The sequence below is a fragment of the candidate division WOR-3 bacterium genome (assembly GCA_039801085.1).
Lineage (GTDB): Bacteria > Hydrothermota > Tepidihabitantia > Tepidihabitantales > Tepidihabitantaceae > JAOABP01.
Genome location: JBDRTY010000001.1, coordinates 578793 through 599558 on the forward strand (window position 1 = coordinate 578793; position 20766 = coordinate 599558).

Annotated in this window: 18 protein-coding genes; 13 read left to right on the top strand and 5 right to left on the bottom strand. The window is 54.8% G+C overall.

The window, feature by feature from the left end; all coding sequences use genetic code 11:
- Window positions 1-36: 36 nt before the first annotated feature.
- Together ABIK48_02755 and ABIK48_02760 are read right to left on the bottom strand one after the other, a co-directional pair.
- Window positions 37-234 (bottom strand): hypothetical protein, encoded by a 198-nt coding sequence (locus ABIK48_02755; protein ID MEO0021075.1) that lies wholly within the window; start codon window positions 232-234, stop codon window positions 37-39.
- A 57-nt stretch (window positions 235-291) separates the two neighbouring features.
- Window positions 292-423: a hypothetical protein gene (locus ABIK48_02760; GenBank protein MEO0021076.1), complete on the bottom strand. Its 132-nt coding sequence runs from the start codon at window positions 421-423 to the stop codon at window positions 292-294.
- A 103-nt stretch (window positions 424-526) separates the two neighbouring features.
- On the opposite strand from ABIK48_02760, the gene ABIK48_02765 reads away from it, so the two are divergent.
- Both ABIK48_02765 and ABIK48_02770 read left to right on the top strand, forming a co-directional pair.
- Complete coding sequence (locus ABIK48_02765; protein MEO0021077.1) at window positions 527-772, top strand: DUF4177 domain-containing protein; 246 nt, start codon at window positions 527-529, stop codon at window positions 770-772.
- A 150-nt stretch (window positions 773-922) separates the two neighbouring features.
- Window positions 923-1414, top strand: a complete 492-nt coding sequence (locus tag ABIK48_02770) for a hypothetical protein (GenBank protein ID MEO0021078.1) — start codon at window positions 923-925, stop codon at window positions 1412-1414.
- Here the strand turns inward: ABIK48_02770 and ABIK48_02775 are convergent.
- From ABIK48_02775 to ABIK48_02785, 3 genes are all read right to left on the bottom strand, one after another.
- Window positions 1411-2745, bottom strand: coding sequence for a TldD/PmbA family protein (locus ABIK48_02775; protein ID MEO0021079.1), 1335 nt, complete (start codon window positions 2743-2745; stop codon window positions 1411-1413). The genes ABIK48_02770 and ABIK48_02775 overlap by 4 nt on opposite strands.
- Window positions 2746-2748: 3 nt before the next feature.
- Window positions 2749-4251, bottom strand: coding sequence for a TldD/PmbA family protein (locus ABIK48_02780; protein MEO0021080.1), 1503 nt, complete (start codon window positions 4249-4251; stop codon window positions 2749-2751).
- 75 nt (window positions 4252-4326) lie between these two features.
- Window positions 4327-4671, bottom strand: a complete 345-nt coding sequence (locus tag ABIK48_02785; protein MEO0021081.1) for an RNA-binding protein — start codon at window positions 4669-4671, stop codon at window positions 4327-4329.
- A 581-nt stretch (window positions 4672-5252) separates the two neighbouring features.
- Here ABIK48_02785 and ABIK48_02790 point away from each other — a divergent pair.
- The 11 genes from ABIK48_02790 to ABIK48_02840 all read left to right on the top strand — a co-directional run bounded on the left by ABIK48_02790 (window position 5253) and on the right by ABIK48_02840 (window position 20765).
- The gene (locus ABIK48_02790; GenBank protein MEO0021082.1) at window positions 5253-5807 is read left to right on the top strand and encodes an MGMT family protein; all 555 of its coding nucleotides are present in this window, start codon (window positions 5253-5255) and stop codon (window positions 5805-5807) included.
- Window positions 5807-6454, top strand: coding sequence for an MBL fold metallo-hydrolase (locus ABIK48_02795; protein MEO0021083.1), 648 nt, complete (start codon window positions 5807-5809; stop codon window positions 6452-6454). The genes ABIK48_02790 and ABIK48_02795 overlap by 1 nt, the downstream gene beginning before the upstream one ends.
- 55 nt (window positions 6455-6509) lie before the next feature.
- Window positions 6510-7604, top strand: a complete 1095-nt coding sequence (locus tag ABIK48_02800; protein MEO0021084.1) for an inositol-3-phosphate synthase — start codon at window positions 6510-6512, stop codon at window positions 7602-7604.
- Window positions 7605-7647: 43 nt separating this feature from the next.
- A complete protein-coding gene (gene tmk / locus ABIK48_02805) occupies window positions 7648-8286 on the top strand; it encodes a dTMP kinase (protein MEO0021085.1) in 639 nt (212 codons plus the stop codon).
- Window positions 8283-9815, top strand: coding sequence for a S41 family peptidase (locus tag ABIK48_02810; protein ID MEO0021086.1), 1533 nt, complete (start codon window positions 8283-8285; stop codon window positions 9813-9815). Before tmk ends, ABIK48_02810 begins: the two co-directional genes overlap by 4 nt.
- 29 nt (window positions 9816-9844) lie before the next feature.
- Window positions 9845-10675 carry a bifunctional DNA-formamidopyrimidine glycosylase/DNA-(apurinic or apyrimidinic site) lyase gene (gene mutM, locus ABIK48_02815; GenBank protein MEO0021087.1) on the top strand — a complete coding sequence of 277 codons (831 nt, stop codon included), beginning with the start codon at window positions 9845-9847 and terminating at the stop codon, window positions 10673-10675.
- 9 nt (window positions 10676-10684) lie between these two features.
- Window positions 10685-11590, top strand: a complete 906-nt coding sequence (locus tag ABIK48_02820) for an isoaspartyl peptidase/L-asparaginase (protein MEO0021088.1) — start codon at window positions 10685-10687, stop codon at window positions 11588-11590.
- Between the two features lie 99 nt (window positions 11591-11689).
- Window positions 11690-14467 carry a BamA/TamA family outer membrane protein gene (locus tag ABIK48_02825; GenBank protein ID MEO0021089.1) on the top strand — a complete coding sequence of 926 codons (2778 nt, stop codon included), beginning with the start codon at window positions 11690-11692 and terminating at the stop codon, window positions 14465-14467.
- A 22-nt stretch (window positions 14468-14489) separates the two neighbouring features.
- Window positions 14490-15692, top strand: a complete 1203-nt coding sequence (locus ABIK48_02830) for a hypothetical protein (protein ID MEO0021090.1) — start codon at window positions 14490-14492, stop codon at window positions 15690-15692.
- A 43-nt stretch (window positions 15693-15735) separates the two neighbouring features.
- Window positions 15736-19569, top strand: a complete 3834-nt coding sequence (locus ABIK48_02835; protein ID MEO0021091.1) for a C25 family cysteine peptidase — start codon at window positions 15736-15738, stop codon at window positions 19567-19569.
- Between the two features lie 80 nt (window positions 19570-19649).
- On the top strand, window positions 19650-20765 hold the full coding sequence (locus tag ABIK48_02840; protein MEO0021092.1) for a PorV/PorQ family protein: 1116 nt from the start codon (window positions 19650-19652) through the stop codon (window positions 20763-20765).
- Window position 20766: the final 1 nt, after the last annotated feature.

Genomic DNA, 20766 nt, shown 5'->3' on the forward strand with positions numbered 1-20766 from the left:
TAAAAATTTATTTTTGATTATATTACTGATATCCGGTTACGAGTCAAGGATAAGCCCGTTACTCCAGTTTCGGGGCAGAGGATTGCTGATGTCCAGCATGGAGTTAAAATTGAACTCGGCGGGAAGTTCCTCATTAAAGTCAACTGTGTCCACCGGCAGCAGTCCGGCGTGAATGAGTCGAGTGAGCAGTTGAAGGATGTCGGCAGGTGTGATGATACCCCAGCTGGCGAGCACTGTCTCTGCCAGCAGTCCGTAGCGTTCAGTGGCGATAGTGCTGATGGCATTCAGCAGCTACAGGACGGTGATGTTCGTTTTCCCGCCGGTTTGCTGATAGACATGGTGCAGCCCGTTGCCGAGCAGAAGATAGGCGTCTACAGTGTACCGGGGGTCAGCCTGCAGCAGTTCATAAAAAAGGAGTACCATCAAATTTAATTTTAATCCTCGTCGCAGCGAGGGCAAGCAGGGTAGAATCTTGACTGAGATACTTTTGAAGGTAGGATTAGCGTGAAGGACAAAAGGAGTTAAAATGACAAAATGGGAATACAAGTTTCTGCAGATTGACATCCACATGAGCCCGGTGCTGAAGATGGCACGCTGGGGTGTCCAGGTTCCAGGCGAAAAAAAGGCACGGGATACGATGGAAGGGGTGGAGGCATATGTAAATGATCTGGGCCGGGAAGGCTGGGAGCTGGTGGCGGCGGTCAACGGTTCGGACCACAGCGGTATCATCACCAAGGCGGTCCTTTTTTTCAGACGGCCGCTGCCAGAATGAGCCTGCTTGTACGGACAGGCTAATGGAGTTTGGGTTTTGCCACCTAATTGTCCAGCTGTTGGAAGTCAGGGGTCAGAGTACTGATTTGACAACCCGTTCCAGTACAGACAAAATTATTATCTGTGACGAGAGCGGAGGAGGGATCAGGATATGAAGTTCAACTGGATTGATATCGTTGCAATTGGAGTAGTAGCTTCAGCCGGTGCGGTTCAGTTTCTGCGCGCCACCCGCGATTTCTCTCAAGTGTTTTATGAAACAGTCATGCTCATTCTCGCGCTGGTGGGTGCGGTCCGGTTCTTTATGCCGGTGAGCCAGCGGCTCAATATTACACCCCCGCTCGCTCTGGGAGTTCTGTTTGCAGTTTTTACGGTGCTGGCACTGCTCGTTGCAACTCTGCTCAATCAGGGGCTGGGGTTCAGTCTTGGCGGGTTTGATTACCTTTTCGGACTGGCGCTGGGGATTGCCGGCGGTTTTGTCTTCGGTCATGCGACTATGCGGACGATGATGCTGCTTTTTCTTGAGCGCAAGCCGGAGCTCGCGGCAGCAATGCATCGTTCCTGGATGGCAAGTCAGGTGCTTTACTTCGGTGCGTTCCGGGAGCTGCTGGGTATTCTGAGAATCGCCCGGTATAATAATATTTAGCCGACAGTAAGTTCAGTCAGAAGCCAGGGGAGCACCGCAGAACCGGTTGCTTTCGTTTCTTTGCTTGCCAGTCTGATCTTGCGCATGAGATCAAGGGCATTGCCACTCACCGACCAGCGTCCGGCAGCGGGCAGATCGGTGAGTTCACCGTGCCGGATAATCCGACCGAAGTAGAGGGTGTTGGCAAAGTCGCCGGTGGTGCGGTTGGCGGTGTGAAACCCGAGTAGCACTTTAATCAAGAGGCCGTGTTCAATCTGCCGGATCATCTCATAAAGCGGAGTTGTTCCCGGTTCGATGAGGATGTCATTGATTGTGCAGCGGACCGGTGCCTCATGTTCCTCCTCAATCAGTACCGGACGGTGCCGGCCGTTACCGGTGGACTCCCGGTTTTCCCGGACAGCAGCGGTCCGGTCGTAGAGAAACTGCTTCAGAATGCCGTCTTTCACAATCAGATTTCTGCGGGCAGGCGTGCCTTCATCGTCAACCGGGAAGGTGCTTTCACCGAAGGGCATGGTGGCATCATCGCTTAAGGTAATGAGCGGCGACATTATCTGGTTCTCAAGCTGATACCGGGACATTCCCTCCTGAACGGTTGAGGCATAGAGATGTTCTGCCACTAGGCGCCGGAGCATTTCCTCGGTGAATACCGGGTCCAGAATCGCTGGTATCGTTTTTCCTTTGAGTCCTTCCGTTTCGGGATCAGATTCGGTTACGGGCAGTTTGCGGGCAACCGATTCCGCCAGTTGGGTTACCTGCACCAGTTCGGGCAGTTTTCTGCCGGCGACAAAGTCAAAATCCCGGGTGTTAACTTCCGCAAAGGCAGAGAGGGCGGTGCGTTCGGCAATAACGGGTCGGGAACTGTGCATAGTTGTAAAAAGCCGAGTTTCCTGACTGAGGTGCAACATGCCTTCCAGTGTCTCCACTCTTCCGGTCTCCCAGGCACGCTGCATCATGTCCCGCGCTATGTCCTTAATTTGGGCAGGAGAATTCAACAGTTTTGCTACTTCGGGGTCGAATGCCACTGTGGATGGAGTTTTACCGTCGTTTACTGCAAAAGAGTTAAACGGTGCAGGTTGTGCCTGACTGAGAGCGCTGCGGATCCCCAGTTCCAGCAGTGCCGGACTGGGTTCGGTGAAGGGGATAAAGCCGAGCCGGCTCTTTTTGAGAATCCGCAGCGAACCGGAGAAGATGTCCCTTTTCAGCTGAATGGTGATCTCACGGTTTTCAATCCGGACGTCGATTGATGTGCTGAGCGTAAGAAGGAGTTCAAAATCATCTAGGCCGGTACGCCGGGCAACTTTCCGTAGCTGCAGAATAAGCTGTTCCAGCATGTTTCACCCCTGAATTGAAAGGTTGATGAACTCATTGTTGCGGATTTTCGTCCACTCCGGTCCGCCGTCGCCGACAAACTTGGTCTGGCCCTTGCCGCAGAACCCAACATCGGAGATTTTCACCGGACCGGCAAATCCTTCAACATAACGCAGGGCATGGAGGGTGCGGGCAGCGAAATTCGCCGGCTTAACCGTTCTGGTAATTCTGCCATTTTCGATCAGATAACCGATGAGCACTGATGAGGACATGCCGTCTTTGGAAACAGCACCTCCTGCTGTGCCTTCAAGAATAATGCCTTTCGGCACATCGGCAATCAACTGGTCAAGCCGGCGGAACCAGTTTTCCTTCGTTGCCGGCTGAATAAAGGTGTTGGACATGCGGGGTATCCGTATATCGCCCAGTTCGCTGAATCCGCCACCATTGGGTGTGGTGTTGAAATAGGCGGCGGTCTCACGATTGTGAATCATTCCCCGGACCACACCCCGTTCAGCCAGCAGTTTGGTCTGAACCTCCACTCCTTCATCATCAATGAATTCGGTACCAAAACCTTCTTCCGGCTTATCGGGCAGCGGTCCGTCCATAATATTGACAATCTCAGCGGCAACTACGCCCCGGGGTACACCCTTTTCATCAATGATACCCGAAGTACCTGCCTTGACGATATCAGCCTCAAAGTTATGTCCTAGCGCCTCATGAACGAACACGCCGATCGTGGTGTAATGGAGGATGAAATGGGTGAGCGACTGAATTTCCTCAGCACTCAGTGTTACCGCATGCTGAAGGGCGACGGTTTTTTCCATCCAGCTCCGGATGTGACGGATTGCCGCTGGAGTCAACCGGTAGCCCTTTGAGCTGCGGGCGAGGAGAAATGAGAAGGGCAGAGGATTGCCAAGGCGAGCCCGAGTCTGGGTCAGCGTGCCGTCCGGTCCTTTGACCCGGGTGACAAGCTGGAGAAAGGTCCGGGGCATCACCTGCGTCTTGAACACCCCTTCAGTGTCAGCGATCGCCTTCTCCTCCCGCTGAGTGAAAAACCAGAATTCAGGTTTGATTTCCATTCCCGGGTTTTTCTGTTCAAGCTGGCGGGCAATGCGGTTGATACCGGCGATCAGGGTGTTGAATATCCGGGTAGCAGGGAAAAGACGTGGCGCAGCGGTGCCATAGCGTACCCGGCCGGGATTGAGAATTGGGGCGAGCCGGATCGGATGAGGTGGCGGAGGGGTGATATTGAGCAGGTTAACGCCGCTGTCAATCGCCGATTTGAGTGATTCGGGGCTGAGCGTGCCGACCTTGATTTCAACCTTTTTTCCCTGATGGAGCAGACGGAGCTGGACCCGGGCTTTGGCATTGAACGGTTTCTGCAGCAGGCGATCAGGCAGTTGCTGCAGTTCAATGCGCAGGATTTTTTCATACAGAATGTCAGCATAATCGACGCGCTGCCGGGCATAACGGAGCGCCTGATTAAGAACGGTTTTCACGCGGGTTTCGTTTTCAATTTCAGGTGGCATAACCCAAGTATAAAAACTCCGGATAAAAGTCAAGCGGGCTCACGAGGAGCCCGCTTGCGTCAGGATTTTACTCCTTTACCAGCGTCGACCCGAAGAGAAACCGCCACTGTTGCGTCCACCTTTGCGTGGCCCGCGGGAGGGGCGGTTGGCACCGAAGCTGCCACGACTCTCGGTTCTTTCCCGGGCTTCGTTGACATTCAATGCCCGGTCATCCAGGCTGTAGCCGTTCAGACCCTGAATTGCCGCCTGAGCGGCTTCATCCGTAGCCATCTCCACGAAGGCGAACCCACGGGGACGATTGGTAAAACGGTCGGTTACGATGTTTACCGAGACCACCTCGCCATGCTGACCAAAAAGGTCACGCAGCTGGGATTCGGTTGCGCTGAAGGGCAGATTGCCCACGAACAAGCGCCTTGTCATATCTTTACTCCTTTTTGTTTTGCTCAAGAATCGTTCAACAGGTGGGTTCGCACGGACCAGTTTAAGTCTCAGGTGCCAATGCCGGACACCAGCACCCGGAACGGTTCCAAGCTTCTTTTCCCGGGTTACATCTACTTTTTTATTGTATCGGTTGACAACCCGTAATCAGCCGACTTAACTATTATAACACCAAATCCCGGTATGTCAAATAAAATTTTACTTTGATTTCCGACATTCCCCCAGTCTGATTATTTATCAGTGCCGTAGAGACGGGCGGTTCACGAATGGTAGGTATGTGTGCGCAAACATGTGCAGATTTATCTTGAAATTGTTCAGTTATCTTCAAGCCTATGAATGGGTTATGATGCAAAGAGTGTTTTTGAGGTCTGCCCGGGGTTTACCCTGATGTTATTCAGGTGGCCGGGGTGAGTGTAGTGTTGCCGGTGACCCCGGTGATGTTCGGTAACCTGATTGAGTCAGTGGGTTGCGGAAAATCAGCCATTGGGGTTGGGGCTTTCCGGGCTATATGCGGGTGTTAGGTGTCCTTGACTTTGGGGTGCTTTCGCTTATTATTAAACAGATTGAAGCGTCGAATTAATACAATGAGTGATACAACGGTTACACTGGATGGTGCCGGTTGGACTGAAGCACTGCTGGATTTCGGCTGGGTTCGGGTCCGGCATGACGGCAAGCTTGTCAGGCAGGTTGTGCTGGAGGAACCGGTGCAAGGACGGTCTGACCCGTGGATGACAAAACTCCTGCATCGGGTGTGGCATTACGGTTTGAATGGGCTGGATTTGAAGTTTGACCTTTCAGGTCTGAGCCGGTTTGCCCGCAGGATACTGGCGGTCTGCGCCCGAATCCGGTTTGGGGAGGTGATAACCTATGGGGCATTGGCACAGGCCGCAGGTTATCGAGGTGCCGCCCGGGCAGTGGGTCAGGTGATGGCACACAACCGGTTTGCCATTTTCTTTCCCTGTCACCGCGTGGTGGGAGCGGATGGCCGGCTGGGAGGGTTTACCGGTGGCACGGGATTGAAGCGGCGGCTGCTCGAGCTGGAAGGATGGCAGATTGAGGGCCGGGGGTTCAATGCCCGACTGCTCAAATCCCGGAATAAAGTTTGCCGGGGAAGATGATGGAACAGAAGACAGCACCGGTCATTGAACAGCTGGAGGTCGGGCCGCTTCAGACCAACTGTTACATACTGAAATCCGGAAACGAGCTGGCGGTGATTGATCCCGGCGGTGACGGTGCGGAGATCGTGCGTCGGGTGGAAGAGATGGAAGGAACGCTGAAGTTTGTGATCAACACCCATGGCCATATTGATCATATTGCTGCAAATGGCGAAGTAACTGCTGGGTATCCGGCGGAAATCCTGGTTCACGAGCTGGATGCGTCGATGCTCACGGTTCCGGATATGAACCTTTCAACGCTGATGGGCATGGTTGTGAGTTCACCGGCGCCGTCAAGGCTGCTCCGGGAAGGCGACGAGATTGAGATCGGAAATGAGCGGCTCCAGGTAGTGCATACACCCGGTCATACACCCGGGAGCATCTGTCTTATCGGTGATAACTATGCATTTACCGGCGATACTCTCTTCTTAGACTCGGTGGGCAGAGTGGATTTTCCGGGCGGTTCGGAACGGGCAATGCGGGAATCACTTGCCCGGCTCCAGCGGATTCTGCGTCAGGAGATGATGCTCTATCCGGGACACGGTCCTTGTGGCACTTTTGGCCGGGCGCTCCTCATCAACCCGTTTCTGGGCGGGGTCTGGACTGTTTGACAATCTGAGAAAAATGTCTATTTTTTTATTCTGATGAATAATCACAGGAGGATGAATGGCTAAGGTCAGAGTTGGTATTATCGGTGTTGGCAACTGTGCCAGCAGTCTGGTGCAGGGTGTCCATTATTACCGGAATGCCCGGGAAGATGAGATGATTCCGGGGATCATGCATGTGAATCTGGGCGGGTATCATATCCGGGACATCGAATTTGCGGTGGCAATTGATATTGACAAGCGGAAAGTGGGCAAGGACCTCGCCCAGGCGATTTTCACCTATCCCAATAATACCTACAAGTTTACCGATGTCCCCAAAACCGGGGTGAAGGTGATAAGAGGGATGACTCATGATGGCCTGGGTTATTATCTGTCCCAGATTATTGAGAAGGCACCAGGTCCGACCGCCGACATCGTCAAGGAGCTCAAGGAAAACAGGGTGGATGTGGTGGTAAACTATCTACCGGTGGGCAGTGAGGAGGCGACCAAGTGGTATGTGGAACAGGTGCTGAAGGCGGGCTGTGCCTTTGTCAACTGTATTCCGGTTTTCATCGCATCGCAGAAGTACTGGCACCGCCGTTTCAAGGCGGCCGGGCTGCCGGTGATCGGTGATGATATCAAGTCGCAGGTAGGAGCAACAATCGTCCACCGGACGCTGGTTTCGCTCTTCAATGACCGGGGTGTGAAGCTGCTGAAGACGATGCAGCTGAATGTCGGCGGTAATACCGACTTCCTTAACATGCTGGAGCGGGAGCGGCTGCATTCCAAGAAAATATCCAAGACCGGCGCGGTAACTTCGCTTCTTAAGTACGACATCGGCGCCGAAAATATCCATGTGGGACCGTCAGATTATGTCCCCTGGCTTGAGGACCGGAAGTGGTGTTACCTGCGAATGGAGGGTCAGACCTTTGGCAATGTGCCGCTGAATATCGAATTAAAACTTGAGGTCTGGGATTCGCCCAATTCTGCGGGTGTGGTAATTGATGCCATCCGGTGTGCCAAGCTGGCGATGGATAACGGTCTGTCCGGAAGTATCATTGAGCCTTCAAGTTATTTTATGAAGACGCCGCCGGTTCAGTTTCCGGATGATGTCTGCCGGGAGAAAACCGAAGCATTTATCCGGCGCTACGGGAAGAAGGCGGGCAAATCTGACTGATCCCTGGCAGAAAAGAGGCTGTTTCTGAGCAGGCAGGTATGAGGTGCGGGGGTTGCTGATTACCTTTGAGGGTGTTGAGGGTTCAGGTAAGACCACGCAGGCGCTGAGACTGGTGGAATATCTGAAGGGGCGTGAATTTCCGGTGGTTTTTTCCCGGGAGCCCGGGGGGACGCAGATCGGCGAGCGGATCCGGGAGATCCTGCTTGACCCGGAGTCAAAGGGAATGCACCGTCTGACTGAGCTTTTTCTCTATCTCGCCAGCCGGAATCAGCACACCCGGGAGAAGATTCTGCCGGCACTGCAAAGCGGCAGTATTGTGGTGCTGGACCGCTATGCTGATTCCTCAGTTGCTTATCAGGGTTATGGGCGGGAGCTGGGTGAGAAACTGGTTTCACGGCTGAACAAGCTGGCAACCGCCGGGCTCAAGCCCGATTTGACGATTGTGATCGATCTGCCGGTGGCGGTCGGACAGCAGCGCAAGGCGGATGGCAGTCCGGACCGGCTGGAGCAGGAGCTGTTGGAGTTTCATGAGCGGGTGCGGACTGGCTATCTGAAACTGGCGCGCCGGGCGGCGGGCCGGTGCAAGCTGGTAAATGGCGACCAGCCGGAGGATCAGGTGGCGTTGAGAATCCGCGAGCTGGTTGAGGATTTTTTAATCAGAAAGGGAGTTGTAAGAACATGAGAAAACGGGCAGCAATTGTCGTGATTGTCATTGCCGCTGCTGTTGTCGGGGGTCTGGTGGGCAGGCTCTGGGCGCAGCGGGGGGCATCACTGGCGGAAAGTCTGCAGGCGTTTTCGCGGGTAGTGGGGATTATTCTGAACACCTATGTTGAGCCGGTTGACAGTGATAAACTGGTGCGGGAAGCGATCCGGGGGATGCTGAATGCCCTTGATCCGTATTCTGAATATCTGGACGAATCCGACTTCAAGGAGCTGAAGATCAAGACTGAGGCGCAGTTTGGGGGAATCGGTATTCACATTGGCATGGTTGAGCAGCAGCTGACGGTAATTGCACCGATTGAGGGAACACCGGCTGCAAGAGCCGGGGTGCGGGCTGGTGACCGGATTGTAGAGATTGAAGGGAAATCCACAAAAGGATTTACCACCGAGGATGCGGTCAAGTTGCTGCGGGGTCAGCCGGGAACGAAGGTCAAATTCAAGGTCAGCCGGCCCGGGGTGGAGGCACCGATTGAGTTTGAGCTGACCCGGGCGATTATCAACATCAAAGCGGTGCCCTATTCAGGGATGATTGCGGAAGGTATCGGTTACATCCGGCTGGCGGATATGTCGCGGGTTGCCTCGGGCGAGGTGCGCCGGGCACTGGATTCACTCTTCGGACTGGGTGCAAAGAAGCTGATATTTGACTTGCGGTATAACGGCGGCGGACTGCTGCAGGAGGGTAAGGAGGTCGCAGATCTCTTTCTCGGTCCGGGGAAGCTGATCGTCCGGACCAAGGGGCGGGTGCCTCAGGCAAATCAGGATTTTGTTGCTGAAACCGAAGACCGGTATGGAGAATATCCAATGGCAGTGCTGGTGAACCGCGGTAGTGCGTCAGCCGCCGAGATCGTCGCAGGCGCGCTTCAGGACTGGGAGCGGGCGGTGATTATCGGCGATACCACTTTCGGTAAGGGATCGGTGCAGACAATTCATCCTCTGGGACCGGAGACCGGAATGAAGATTACTACTGCCTACTGGTATACGCCAAGTGGCAGGTGCATCAACCGTCAGCAGGAGACCAGTGGGGTAGTGATTAAGGTTGAATCCCAGGGTGCGCCCAGAAGTTACCGGACACTGGGTAGACTGAAGCGGCCGCTATATGGTGAGGGGGGAATCGCCCCGGATATTTATGTTCCGCCTGAGAAGATTGCCGGGCTGGCAGCCCGGGTGCCTACCGGTTCCTACTTTGACTTCGCGACCGAATATGCGAATTCCCATCCGGATCTGACCATGGATTTCGTTGCCGATGAGCGCATTCTTGAGGAGTTCAAACAGTATCTGCGCAAAAAGAAGAATTTTGAATTTTCCGAAGCGGCTTTTGACTCCTCAAGGCAGGTGATCGCCCAGATGATCGAGATTGAAATGGGCGGGAAGATCGACGGTATGCACGGCGAGTATCAGATGCGACTGCGCCGGGACCCGGAAGTGAAAAAGGCAATTGAAGTGTTGAAACCGGCTGCTACTACCGAAGAGATTCTGCGCCGGCTGCGATAGTCATGTCGCCTGATTAGGACAGTCAGCAGATGCCGGAACTGCCTGAAGTGGAAACGGTCCGGCGCCGGCTTGCGCCGGAGCTCGAAGGCAGAGAAATTGTCGGTGTGGTGATACGCCGCCCGGATATCGTCGGTTATCCAACAGTCCCCAAGTTCCGGATTGGTGTCCTCGGCAGGCGAATTACCGGCGTCAGTCGGCGGGGCAAATATCTTGTTTTTTATCTGTCGGATGAAAGACTGCTGGTGATTCATCTGCGGCTGAGCGGCCACCTGCGGGTGCTCGGTAATAGTGTCCCGCAACGGTTTGAGCGGATACGGTTCAGGTTAAGCGATGGCCGGTCGCTGGTTTTTATTGAGCCCAGGGTTCTGGGCCGGGTCTACTTGGTTGCGCCCGACGAACTAGGTTTTGTGCTCAAGGGGCTGAGCCGGCTTGGCAAGGAACCGATCTCCGGGGAATTTAGTGCCGATTATCTGCAGCGTCATCTTGCCGGGCGGAGAACCAAGATCAAAAGCGTTATCATGGATCAGCGGGTGTGCGCAGGCGTCGGAAACATTTATTCGGATGAGGCGCTGTTTCGGGCAGGAATTTCGCCGATGCGTCCGGCAAACAGTCTCAGCCGGCAGGAGGTGGTAAGACTGGCCCAAGCGCTGCGGAAGGTGATCCGGGCAGGTATCCGGTATCTGGGGACAACAATGTCGGATGATCGTTATCTGCTTCCAGATGGCAGCCGGGGAAGGTTTGGCGAGTTACTGCAGGTATTCGGTCGCGAAGGGGAAGTCTGTTCAGTCTGCGGGACCGAGATCCGGCGGATCAAGATCAGCAACCGGAGCAGTTACTACTGTCCGGAGTGTCAGAGATAGGGAGGGGTAATGGATAATCGGACTGTAGCGATTATCTGTCACGGTGGCGCAGGAACGATTGTAGAAAAAGAAGATTATGCCCGCGGTCTGAGCGAAGCAATTGAAGAGGGATACCGGCTACTGCGTCAGGGGGCACCGGCACTGGAGGCGGTGCTGAGAGCGGTGGCAATGCTTGAGGACAATCCGATTTTCAATGCGGGAACCGGTTCCAGTCTGACAATTGATGAAGTCGTTGAGATGGATGCGGGAATAATGACGCAGCACGGCAGGTTCGGTGGTGTGATCTGCATCCGGAATGTTAAAAATCCGGTTCTGGTCGCTGAGAAGGTAATGACCGAAACCGACCATCTGATTCTTGCCGGCGATGGTGCGATCCGGTTTGCCCGGAGTATGGGATTTGAAGATTACAACCCGGTGACGGAAAGGGCAAAGCGGCGCTTGGCAGAGCTGCGCCAGAATGGTTCCAAATTTTTCCCCCGGCTTAATCAGCGACTCGGAATTACTGAGCAAAAGTCAGGCACAGTTGGAGCGGTGGCGATCGACCACAATGGTAATATTGTTGCTGCCACTTCCAGCGGCGGAATTGCAGGGAGGATGACCGGCAGAGTTGGGGATTCCGGTATTCCCGGGGCAGGTGTATTTGCCTCACCGGCAGGCGGTGTTTCCTGTACCGGGCACGGAGAAGAGATACTGAGAATGCTCCTGGCACGTGACATCGGGGAACGGATGAAGACTCTGCCGGCACAGACCGCAGTGACGCTGGCACTTGCTGAAGCCAAGAGAAAGAAGGTGCTCTGTGGCGCGATTGCGATTGATGCCCGGGGCGGAATTGGCTACGGGTATACCTCACCGGATATGGCTTACGGTTACAAGGCAGCCGACCGGCTGTTTCTATTCACCGACCGCAGAAAATAGCAGGATATGCCGGCTTTCGGTGTCTAAACTGTGATGTCAATAATACCCGGCCGGGTACTCCCAAGAAGATCTGCCTTTATGGTTGCACCTTTAATTTTTTTGATTTTTCTTGCTGTCCCGCACGTTCCGGCTCAGTATGACTATTTTGGCAAGAACAAAGTCCAGACCCGTGATTACCGGTTCAGTTCCTTTGAAACCGAACATTTCAAGATACTATTTTATCCCGGCGGAGAGGCGGTGGCGGAATTTGCTGCTGATGCTGCTGAGCGTTATTACCGGCAGGTCAGCCGGGCGCTGAACCGGCAGCTGGAGTCAAAGGTGCCGCTGATTGTGTACCTTTCGCCCAGCCATTTTTCGGAGACAAATGTAATTACGGACCTCCTTGAAGAGGGGGTGGGCGGGTTTTCCGAGCTGATTAAGAACCGGATCGTTGTGCCGTTTAACGGTTCGTATCAGGAGCTTTATCATGTAATCGGTCATGAACTCGTGCATATTTTTGAGTTTCAGATGTTTTACCGGTCACGCCTGGCAGCGCTGCTGGGGGCGGTGGGGGAATTTCAGGTGCCGCTCTGGGTCATGGAAGGGTTTGCTGAATTCGTAAGCGGCTGGGTCCATGTTCAATCGGAAATTTTCATGCGGGATCTAGTTATTAATAACCGGCTGCTCTCGCTTACGGAGCTGAATGACAATTATGGCTATCTTGCCTATCGTGAAGGTGAGGCACTGTTTCAGTACATAGCTGACCGTTACGGCACAGAGAAGGTTTATGAGTTTATGAATACACTTGCTGCCCGGCGGAATCTGGATGCTACCTTCAATGCGGTCTTCGGGATGTCCCAGTCAAAATTCAGTGCGGAGTGGGAGCAGAGTCTCCGAATAAAATACTGGCCTCAGGTAACCAGACTGGCAAATTTTGACCGGATTGCTCAAAGGCTGACTGATCATACCAAGGACGGCTCGGTGTACAATACCGCACCGGCAATATCGCCATCAGGCATAAAGATCGCTTTTGTAACCGACCGTTCGGAGTATGTTGATATCTGTCTGATGTCGGCGCTTAACGGGGAGGTAATCAGACGGCTGGTGCGCGGTGAGCGCTCCGGTGGTTTTGAGGGGTTATCACGGCTCAGACCCGGGATTACCTGGTCGCCAGATGAAAGGATGCTGGCGGTGGTTACCAGAAGTGCGGGGCGGGACAATATTGCCCTCGTGGATGCAGCCACCGGCAGAGTGCAGCGCCGGTTCTATCCGGAACTGGACGGCATTTACACTCCGAAATTTTCCCCGGATGGCAGAAGGCTTGTTTTCGTCGGTCTGAAAAACGGGTTCAGTGATATCTATGTGATTGATGTTCAAACCCGGGAGACAAAACGGCTCACTTATGACATTTACGAGGACAAGGACCCGGCATTCTCGCCTTCCGGTGATTCCATTGTCTTTGTTTCTGACCGGCCGGAACCGGGAAATGAATGGGTTCCGGGACAGTACGGAGTCTGGCTTCGTGATGAAACAGATGGACTGGAGCAGCTGACCGCCAGTCGCGGGTTCTACGGCTATCCGATCTGGACCGGTTCGGGCGATTATCTCTTCTGGGTTGCTGCGGATTCCTCAGCACAGAGCATCTGCGTTTACTCGCTGAAGGAAAAGCGGGTGGTCCGGAAGACCGATTTTCTGGGTGATGTTTCCTGTTTAAGTCTGGATGCCGGCAGCCGGAAACTGTCATTTGCCTATTTCAACAATGCCGGCTGGGATGTTGCTGTCATCCTTGATCCGCTGGAAAAGATTCCGGTTGACACGATGATTACTGCAGTCCGGACCGATACAGTGACATTCAGCCGGAGCGGTCTGGATTTCGACAAGGTGAAACCGGTGGGTTTCAGTCTCGGGCTGGATTATGTGGCTGGTGCCGCCTCATATTCTTCCGGTGTTCAAGGATTTTCCGGCACGGTTTATCTGGAATTCAGCGACATCATGGGCAACCATCGCTTCGGTCTCTACACCGATCTCTACGGTGATATCCTTAACTCCAATGCGGTTCTGTGGTACTGGCTGCTGCCTTACCGGATTGACTACGGGTTTGCGGTTTTTCAGCTGTTTGACATTCCCTATTATGTTCCCCAGTCAGCGCTGGTCCAGCAGGTTGACCGGGGTGGGCAGGTGATCGCCAGCTATCCTTTTGACAAGTTTACCCGTCTGGAGCTGGGAATGACCGGGATGTATCGCGACTATACTGTCTGGTTATGGGAGGGTGGCTGGTATCCGGCTGGGCGCTTGGGCAGGAATCTTTTCTATGCCAGTGGTGCCTGGGTGTTTGACAATACCTTCTGGCCTGATTACCTTGGACCGGTGCGCGGCACAAGGGTGCGGCTTGAAGCCGGTTCCTCCTTTCTTTCCAGCGACCAGTTCGAGATGATTTATGGTGATCTGAGAAACTATCTGCGGCTGGGCAGAAGGTTTGTTTTCGCCAGCAGACTGCTCGGTGCGGTAAACCTGGGAGAGGTATCGGGGTATTACCTTGGGGGCGAAAATGTCCGGGGATACAACTGGGGTGAGTTTTATGCGGATGAGGGACCCGGAATCGGTCTTTTCAACCTGGAGCTCCGTTACCCGTTCATTGACCGGCTGAAACTGGCATTTCCGCTGCCGGTTGACATCAAGGGCATCAGAGGGGTAATGTTTCTTGATGGCGGACTGATATTCCGGGAGGGCATGCGGATCTGGCAGGAAGGCAGGCTTGAGGATTTGAAGCTGGGTCTCGGGGCGGGAATCCGGATTCCCTTCACCTTTTTCAACATCAAGCTTGATTATGCCAAACCGCTTTCAGTAACGAATAACCGGGACTGGAAGCTGATTTTTGAACTCGGTTACGATTTTTAAGCTCAAGATTATACTGAAGCGCATGAGAAATTACCGGGGGCTGCTGATATTTTTCCTGCTGATCTCGGCGGGCTGTGTTCCGATGGTCAAAAAGACACGGGTTCTGCCTGAGGAGATTGATAGCCGGGTTTACCGCCGGCTTGCCGGAAGGAAGTCATTTGCCTTCAGTGTTGCTTATCATACCGATGTGCCGGTGCTGCTGAGCGCTCACTCGCGTGGCGTCTGGCAGAGCCCGGACCGGGAAGCCTGGGATGGATTCTGGATCCGGGAGGAACAAAAAAACAAAATCCGGATGCGGGCAAACGGCGATGTTCAGTTCCTCTGGACCGATTCCGGCTGGCAGATTCAGCCCCGGGGTCTGGAGTCAAAGATTCTGGATCAGCTTGAGCAGCTGCTGGCAGATGTTCAGCTCAGTTATCGCGGTGAATTTGCCGGCAGATACCGGTTTCAGTTCCAGCCGAAGATGAGTCTGATTGATCCGCTGCGTCAGAGAAGTCTCTCCGGGATACTGGAGGTTGATGTTCATTCCGGACTGCCGGTGCGGGTATATGTCGGGGATCCGGAGCGCCGGGCGGAATGGGAGGCAAGGTTTTCCGGGTTTGACCGTAAGGTCAAGGTGGAAATTCCATTTGTCCCGGTTCTCCGGCTGGAACTGGCACCGGAGCGGCGCCTCAGGGGCAGCGAGCGCTGGCTGGCGTCTGCCCGAATTGGGCATCGGCTCCGCCTGCTGGGAATTGACTGTCGGCAGAACTGGAAAAAGGGGAATCTTGAGCTTGTTCTGGATCAGGTTCTTTCACGGACAGCGGTCGAACTGCTGATCAGCCGGGGACAGGTGGAGTTGTGGCGGGGAAGATGGGTGAAGCCGGGGGAAAGCACCGGCGAGAGAGTGGTTCAGGCTGGCATTGATGCGGCGCGCCGGGTGGAACTTTCAGAGCGACTGGGTGATAACACCCAGCTGCGGGCAGAAATCGACACTTCAATTCCCCTGCAGCCCAAACTGACAGTTACCGGCCGATTTGCCTTTCAGGACAGCTCATCATATGTTCTGCTGACGGATCAGCGGGTGCTCGGTATTACTGAGCTTGCGGAACCGCTTGATGCCGGTGCCATCAGACTGCAGTTTTGCGATTCTGGTGGCGCTGATGTGGTTCGTGCCCTCCAGATGCTGTTCTCGGTTCCGCCGCTGCCGGTGTCACTCCGGGTCCTCAGTTACGAGCGGCGGTAAGTATTCTTGACTGAACTGTCCGATGCGGTAATCTAACAGCATCATGGGATTGCGGGTTTTCCTGCTGTTATTATTTTCTGTCGGGCTCGTCTTCGGCAGAGTGGAAATAATTCGTTCGGACAGCAGAGGGGTGGTGGTCAGTTATTATCCCGGAAAGATGAAGGTTACATCAATCGGCGGGAGGACGCAGATTGAATTTGAGGATGCGGAACCGGTTGCAGTATTTGGAGAGTATGATCTGCCGGCACGGGTTATCCGGCTGGGTATTGCTCAGCAGGGTCATGTGCGGTTGAATTTCCGGGTGCACGAGGGAGGGACGATTCCGGATGCTGAGCCGCCAACAGTAGATTTCATTCCCTTTGAGACAGACAGGCAACCGGAGCCAGAGGACCGGCTGCGGTCTGGTATCTTCCCCGCCAGCCCGGTTGCGATTGATTCGCCCCAGTTCCTGCGTTCGGTCCGGTTTGTTACATTGCGGTTCAATCCGGTTCAGTATGACGCCCGGCGCCGGAAACTGGTCTGGTTTGACCGGATTGAAGCGGAGCTGGAGTTTGAGCAGCCCGCAGTTAACAATCCCCGGTCCGAGCCGCTCGATGAGGCAATAGAGCAACTGCTGGCAAACGGCGAGGTGGCGAAAAACTGGAAGATTGATTTCGATTCACAGGGGCAGAACCCCTTTGACCACTTTCCTTTCTGGCTCAAGGTGGTGGTCGATTCCACCGGTATTTACCGGATCACCGGCCAGGAACTGGCACAAGCCGGAGTTGGGTTAAGCGGACTTGACCCCAGAACTATCGGATTGTGGACCGTGCGCCGTAATTTCCAGACCGGGAATTATCCTGATACCTTCAATCCGGTCGCGCTGATGATTACCGGTACTGAGGACGGCCGGTTTGATTCCAATGACACCCTGATTTTCTATGCGCTTGGTTCCGACTACTGGATGAGTGACTGTTCCACCCCTGTCCACAATCTTTATACCGGCGAAAATGTATACTGGCTTACCTGGGGTGCAGGTTCAGGCCGGCGCATTCCCGGCGGTTTCGGACCTGATACCGCGGGTACCACGGTCCGCTGGCAGGAACGGGATGTACTGCATCAGGAGGTTGATGCAGACTGCCCGGCGCGTGCCGGGCTTTTGTGGATCTGGGCGACACTGAACAAACCGGCAGACCGGACCAGCACATCGTTTACCTGCAGGCTGGACCTGAAATATCCGGTTCAGATTGAACGCATCCGGGGCAGGCTGTATAACGAGACCGCCCAGAACGACATTGAGGTGCTGTTCAACAACCGTTCTGTTTTGAGGTTTCAGTTTGCTCAGTCGCCCTATCCGGCGCCGTATGATTTTGTCGTTGACTCTTTACTGCCCGCTGACTTCCGGACGAACATTCTGGAACTGCGCCTGAGCGGAAATGGCGAAAAGAAGGTGCACCTTGATTATCTACAGGTCAGATACCGGCGCCGGCTCTCGCTGGCAACCGGACCGCTCAGCTTTTACGTTGATGATACCGGCAGATTCCGGTTCCGGATCATTGATGTCCCGGCGCGACCGCTGATTCTGGATGTTACTGACCCGGACAATCCGCGGGCGATTCTCGATTTTGAGTTTCATGGTGACACCGCTCAATTCTGCTATCAGATTCGGAAAACAACCCTTTTCGCCATTGCCGCACCGCAGCAGCTGCGCCGGGTTAAACGGCTCGAGTTGAAGCGGCCCGGCAGGCTCTGGGCAGGACCGCCGGCCGATTATTACATTATCACCCCGCGGGAGTTTCTGCCCGCTGCGAGCGAGCTCGCCCGTTACCGGAATGGCAGGATACCGGGAGTCAGCAATGGACGGGCTGAGGTGGTGGTGCTCGAGGATATCTATGATGACTTCAATTTCGGACTCAGTGAACCCCGGGCGGTCAAGCGGTTTCTGCAGGAGAAGCGTCCCGGATATGTGCTGCTGGTCGGCGATGCCACCTATGATTACCGGAACAATCTGAGAAGGACACAGACGCCGGGTGTGCCCGCTTATGAAATTGGCGAGGGGTTCAATCCTGAATCCGGAGACCGCCGGACACTGGCGCTTGATGCCTGGTATGCGGACCTGGAGGGTGAAGGTGCAAGTCCGGATCTGATTTTAGGCCGGGTGTGTGTCCGCTCCGGATACGAGCTGCGGGAATATGTCCGGAAGGTGATTGAGTATGAGAATCAGCCCGCCGGCTACTGGCACAGGCGTTTTCTCCTGCTGGCAGACGATGAATACCAGCGCTATCCGGACCGGCCGGACGAACTTCGCTTTCGACACATCGAACAGTGTGAGGGAATAGGGGTGATGGCTGGAGAGCGGTTTGATCTCGTAAAGGTTTATCTTACTGAATTCCCTTTTCTCGGTCCCAAAAGCAAGCCGGGTGCCAATCAGGAGCTGATGCGGCAGTTGAATCTCGGAGCACTCGTCTGGTTTTTCTTCGGTCACGGCTCGGCATTTGCCCTGACCCACGAGGAGGTCCTGACTGTGACCCGGCTTTCGGACATCAGCAACGGCAACCGGGTGCCGTTCTGCTTCATGGGCAGCTGTTCAGTGGGCAGGTTTGATGACACCCGGCAGGAGTGCATTGCTGAGGAGCTGGTGCGGATGTCCGGCGGTGCGATTGCCTGTGTTGCCGCTTCAACCGCCACACCTTCCGGAAATAACCTGGTCTTTGCCCGCAATCTGCTGGCACCACTGCTCAGTGCGGGCGATACCGCACGCAGTATCGGATTCTGCTTCTTTCAAGCCTGGCCTACAGACCGGAGCTACCATCTCTTCGGTGATCCGGCAGTCAGACTGCAGATTCCGCGCCTTAATCCGGAACCGCCGGTGCTCAAACCTGAGACGCTGGCAACCGGCAGCAGGTTCCGGGTGCGCTCACTGCTGGCAGTGGAGAAGGCAAACACCGAATGGCGACTGTTCGGTCCGGTCCTGAACCGGACCTACAATTCGCCGCTGGGCATAAGTGCCACTTATCCTCTGCCCGGTGCGGAGCTGGCACGGGGCAATTTCCGGTTGAAGGACGGCAGATTTTACTGCGAAGGTATTTTCCCGCGGGGAATTGTCGCAGACACGATATTTACCGGTAACGGATATTATGCACCACTGTCCGGTTCCTGCCGGTTCAGTGCGGTCCTTGCTACCGATTCCGGTCCGCTGGGTGTTTTAAGGGACAGAATTGAGTTTACAACCGCCCTGACCCCGGCGTCAGACAGCACCGGGCCAAGCGTTGTATTCCGTTACCAGGGCAGGATGCTGAGAGATGATGATTTAGTGCCGGCAGATGCACTGCTGGAGATTGTGCTTGAGGACCCTTCCGGGATTCTGCTTGCACCGATTCCCGGTATGGAACCGGTGCTGATGGTTAATGATTACCGGAATACAATACCGCTTGCGGACCGACTGATCTTTGACGACAGCTCCTATTCCCGCTGCCGTTGCCGGGTGCAGTTGCACCTTGAGGGTCCGCAGGATTCTATTTTTGTTTCAGCTGCGGACAACCTCCTGAACTCCAGCCGGATCGGGTTGCGGCTCAGACCGGTGGTCTCCGGTGTGCTGAAACTGGATTCGGTCCTGGTCTATCCCAATCCGGTCCGGCGCACCGCATTCTTCACCTTTACCCTCAGCCAGCCGGCAGCGGTGCGGGTCCGGATCTGGACACTCAGTGGCAGACTGGTCCGCGACCTCGGGATTCTGCCGTGCGGGTTCGGCTACAATCAGATTTTCTGGGATGGGAATGATGGGCAGGGGGTGCCGGTTGCAAACGGTATCTATCTTTTTACCGTGACTGCCGAATTCCGGAACGGAACCGATGTGCAGCGGGTTGCGGTCCGGGATAAACTGCTGGTGCAGCGGTAACACCGGTGTCAGGGGTATGCTTGACCTGAGCTAACGGTTGCTTAATATTATATATCAGGATAAGTAAAGGAGGTCCGATAATGAAGCGCAGAGTCTACTGGCTGCTGGTGCCGGTTGTCTTCAGTCTGGTATCAGCGAGCCAGAATCCGGGCGCGGTCTTTCTCATCATCTGGCCCGCTGCCCGTCCGACATCTCTTGCCGGTGCATTCACCGCCATCAGCGATGACGCCTCCGGTCTTTATTACAACCCCGGCGGGATGGCATTTCTCAACGGCACTAATGCCACCCTGATGCACTGCAACTGGCTGCCCGGCCTCTGGCCCGGAATGTACTATGAGTATGCCGGAGTGGCACACAACTTTCCGGGTAAGGGTACTGCGGGCTTCAATTTCATCTATCTCACCACCGGCGAGACCGATGTGATCAACGAGCGGGGTGAGTTTCTGGGCAGGTATACGACTTTTGACCTTGCGCCGACACTCGGTTACGCCTTCCCGGTACTGCCCAATCTGGGCGTGGGCATCTCTGCCAAACTGATTTATTCCTTTCTGGTGCCGGACTGGGTATGGAAGGTGATGCCGGAACTGGGGATTGAGGCAGGAGGTACCGGGATCAGCTGGGCATTTGATGCCGGGGTGCTTTACAAACCGGTTCATTTTCTCAATGTCGGAGCGTCTTTCGCAAACCTCGGACCCAACATCTCCTACACCTCCTCCGGCGAATCGGATCCGCTGCCCCGGATGCTGCGGGTCGGACTGGCTTATTATCCGCTCAAGCGGGATATGTTTTCGGTGGCAATCACCCCGGAAATCACGAAACTCATGGTGGGAATCTTCTCCGACTCCACCAAGAGCTTCGGTCAGCAGTTTGCAGCTGAATGGCGCGACGCCTGGAAGAGTCTGGGGCTGGAAGCCGGGGTGAATCTGGATGTGGTTGCCGCCTTTCTCCGGCTCGGCTATTTCGAAGATGTTACCGCCCAGCGCGGCGGACTGGTTTTTGAAAAGGATGGCCAGACCTATCACTACAGCGTCCAGGACCTCCTGACCCGGCGCGGGCTCGGCTCATTCAAATCACTCGGCTGGACCTTTGGTGCCGGCATCCGGTTTCAGCGCTTCCAGTTTGACATCGGGGTTGATCAGTTCATCTACGACTTCTCCACCTCCAACTACAAGTTTTCATTCTCCTACCAGTTTTAGT

Excerpts from the sequence above, each read along its gene's own strand:
- ABIK48_02765 (MEO0021077.1), top strand. The coding sequence starts at position 527 with ATGACAAAATGGGAATACAAGTTTCTGCAGATTGACATCCACATGAGC.
- ABIK48_02830 (MEO0021090.1), top strand. The coding sequence starts at position 14,490 with ATGAGAAATTACCGGGGGCTGCTGATATTTTTCCTGCTGATCTCGGCG.
- ABIK48_02800 (MEO0021084.1), top strand. The coding sequence starts at position 6,510 with ATGGCTAAGGTCAGAGTTGGTATTATCGGTGTTGGCAACTGTGCCAGC.
- ABIK48_02810 (MEO0021086.1), top strand. The coding sequence starts at position 8,283 with ATGAGAAAACGGGCAGCAATTGTCGTGATTGTCATTGCCGCTGCTGTT.
- ABIK48_02780 (MEO0021080.1), bottom strand. The coding sequence starts at position 4,251 with ATGCCACCTGAAATTGAAAACGAAACCCGCGTGAAAACCGTTCTTAAT.
- ABIK48_02795 (MEO0021083.1), top strand. The coding sequence starts at position 5,807 with ATGGAACAGAAGACAGCACCGGTCATTGAACAGCTGGAGGTCGGGCCG.
- ABIK48_02785 (MEO0021081.1), bottom strand. The coding sequence starts at position 4,671 with ATGACAAGGCGCTTGTTCGTGGGCAATCTGCCCTTCAGCGCAACCGAA.
- ABIK48_02820 (MEO0021088.1), top strand. The coding sequence starts at position 10,685 with ATGGATAATCGGACTGTAGCGATTATCTGTCACGGTGGCGCAGGAACG.
- ABIK48_02835 (MEO0021091.1), top strand. The coding sequence starts at position 15,736 with ATGGGATTGCGGGTTTTCCTGCTGTTATTATTTTCTGTCGGGCTCGTC.
- ABIK48_02840 (MEO0021092.1), top strand. The coding sequence starts at position 19,650 with ATGAAGCGCAGAGTCTACTGGCTGCTGGTGCCGGTTGTCTTCAGTCTG.
- ABIK48_02760 (MEO0021076.1), bottom strand. The coding sequence starts at position 423 with ATGGTACTCCTTTTTTATGAACTGCTGCAGGCTGACCCCCGGTACACT.
- ABIK48_02775 (MEO0021079.1), bottom strand. The coding sequence starts at position 2,745 with ATGCTGGAACAGCTTATTCTGCAGCTACGGAAAGTTGCCCGGCGTACC.
- mutM (MEO0021087.1), top strand. The coding sequence starts at position 9,845 with ATGCCGGAACTGCCTGAAGTGGAAACGGTCCGGCGCCGGCTTGCGCCG.
- ABIK48_02770 (MEO0021078.1), top strand. The coding sequence starts at position 923 with ATGAAGTTCAACTGGATTGATATCGTTGCAATTGGAGTAGTAGCTTCA.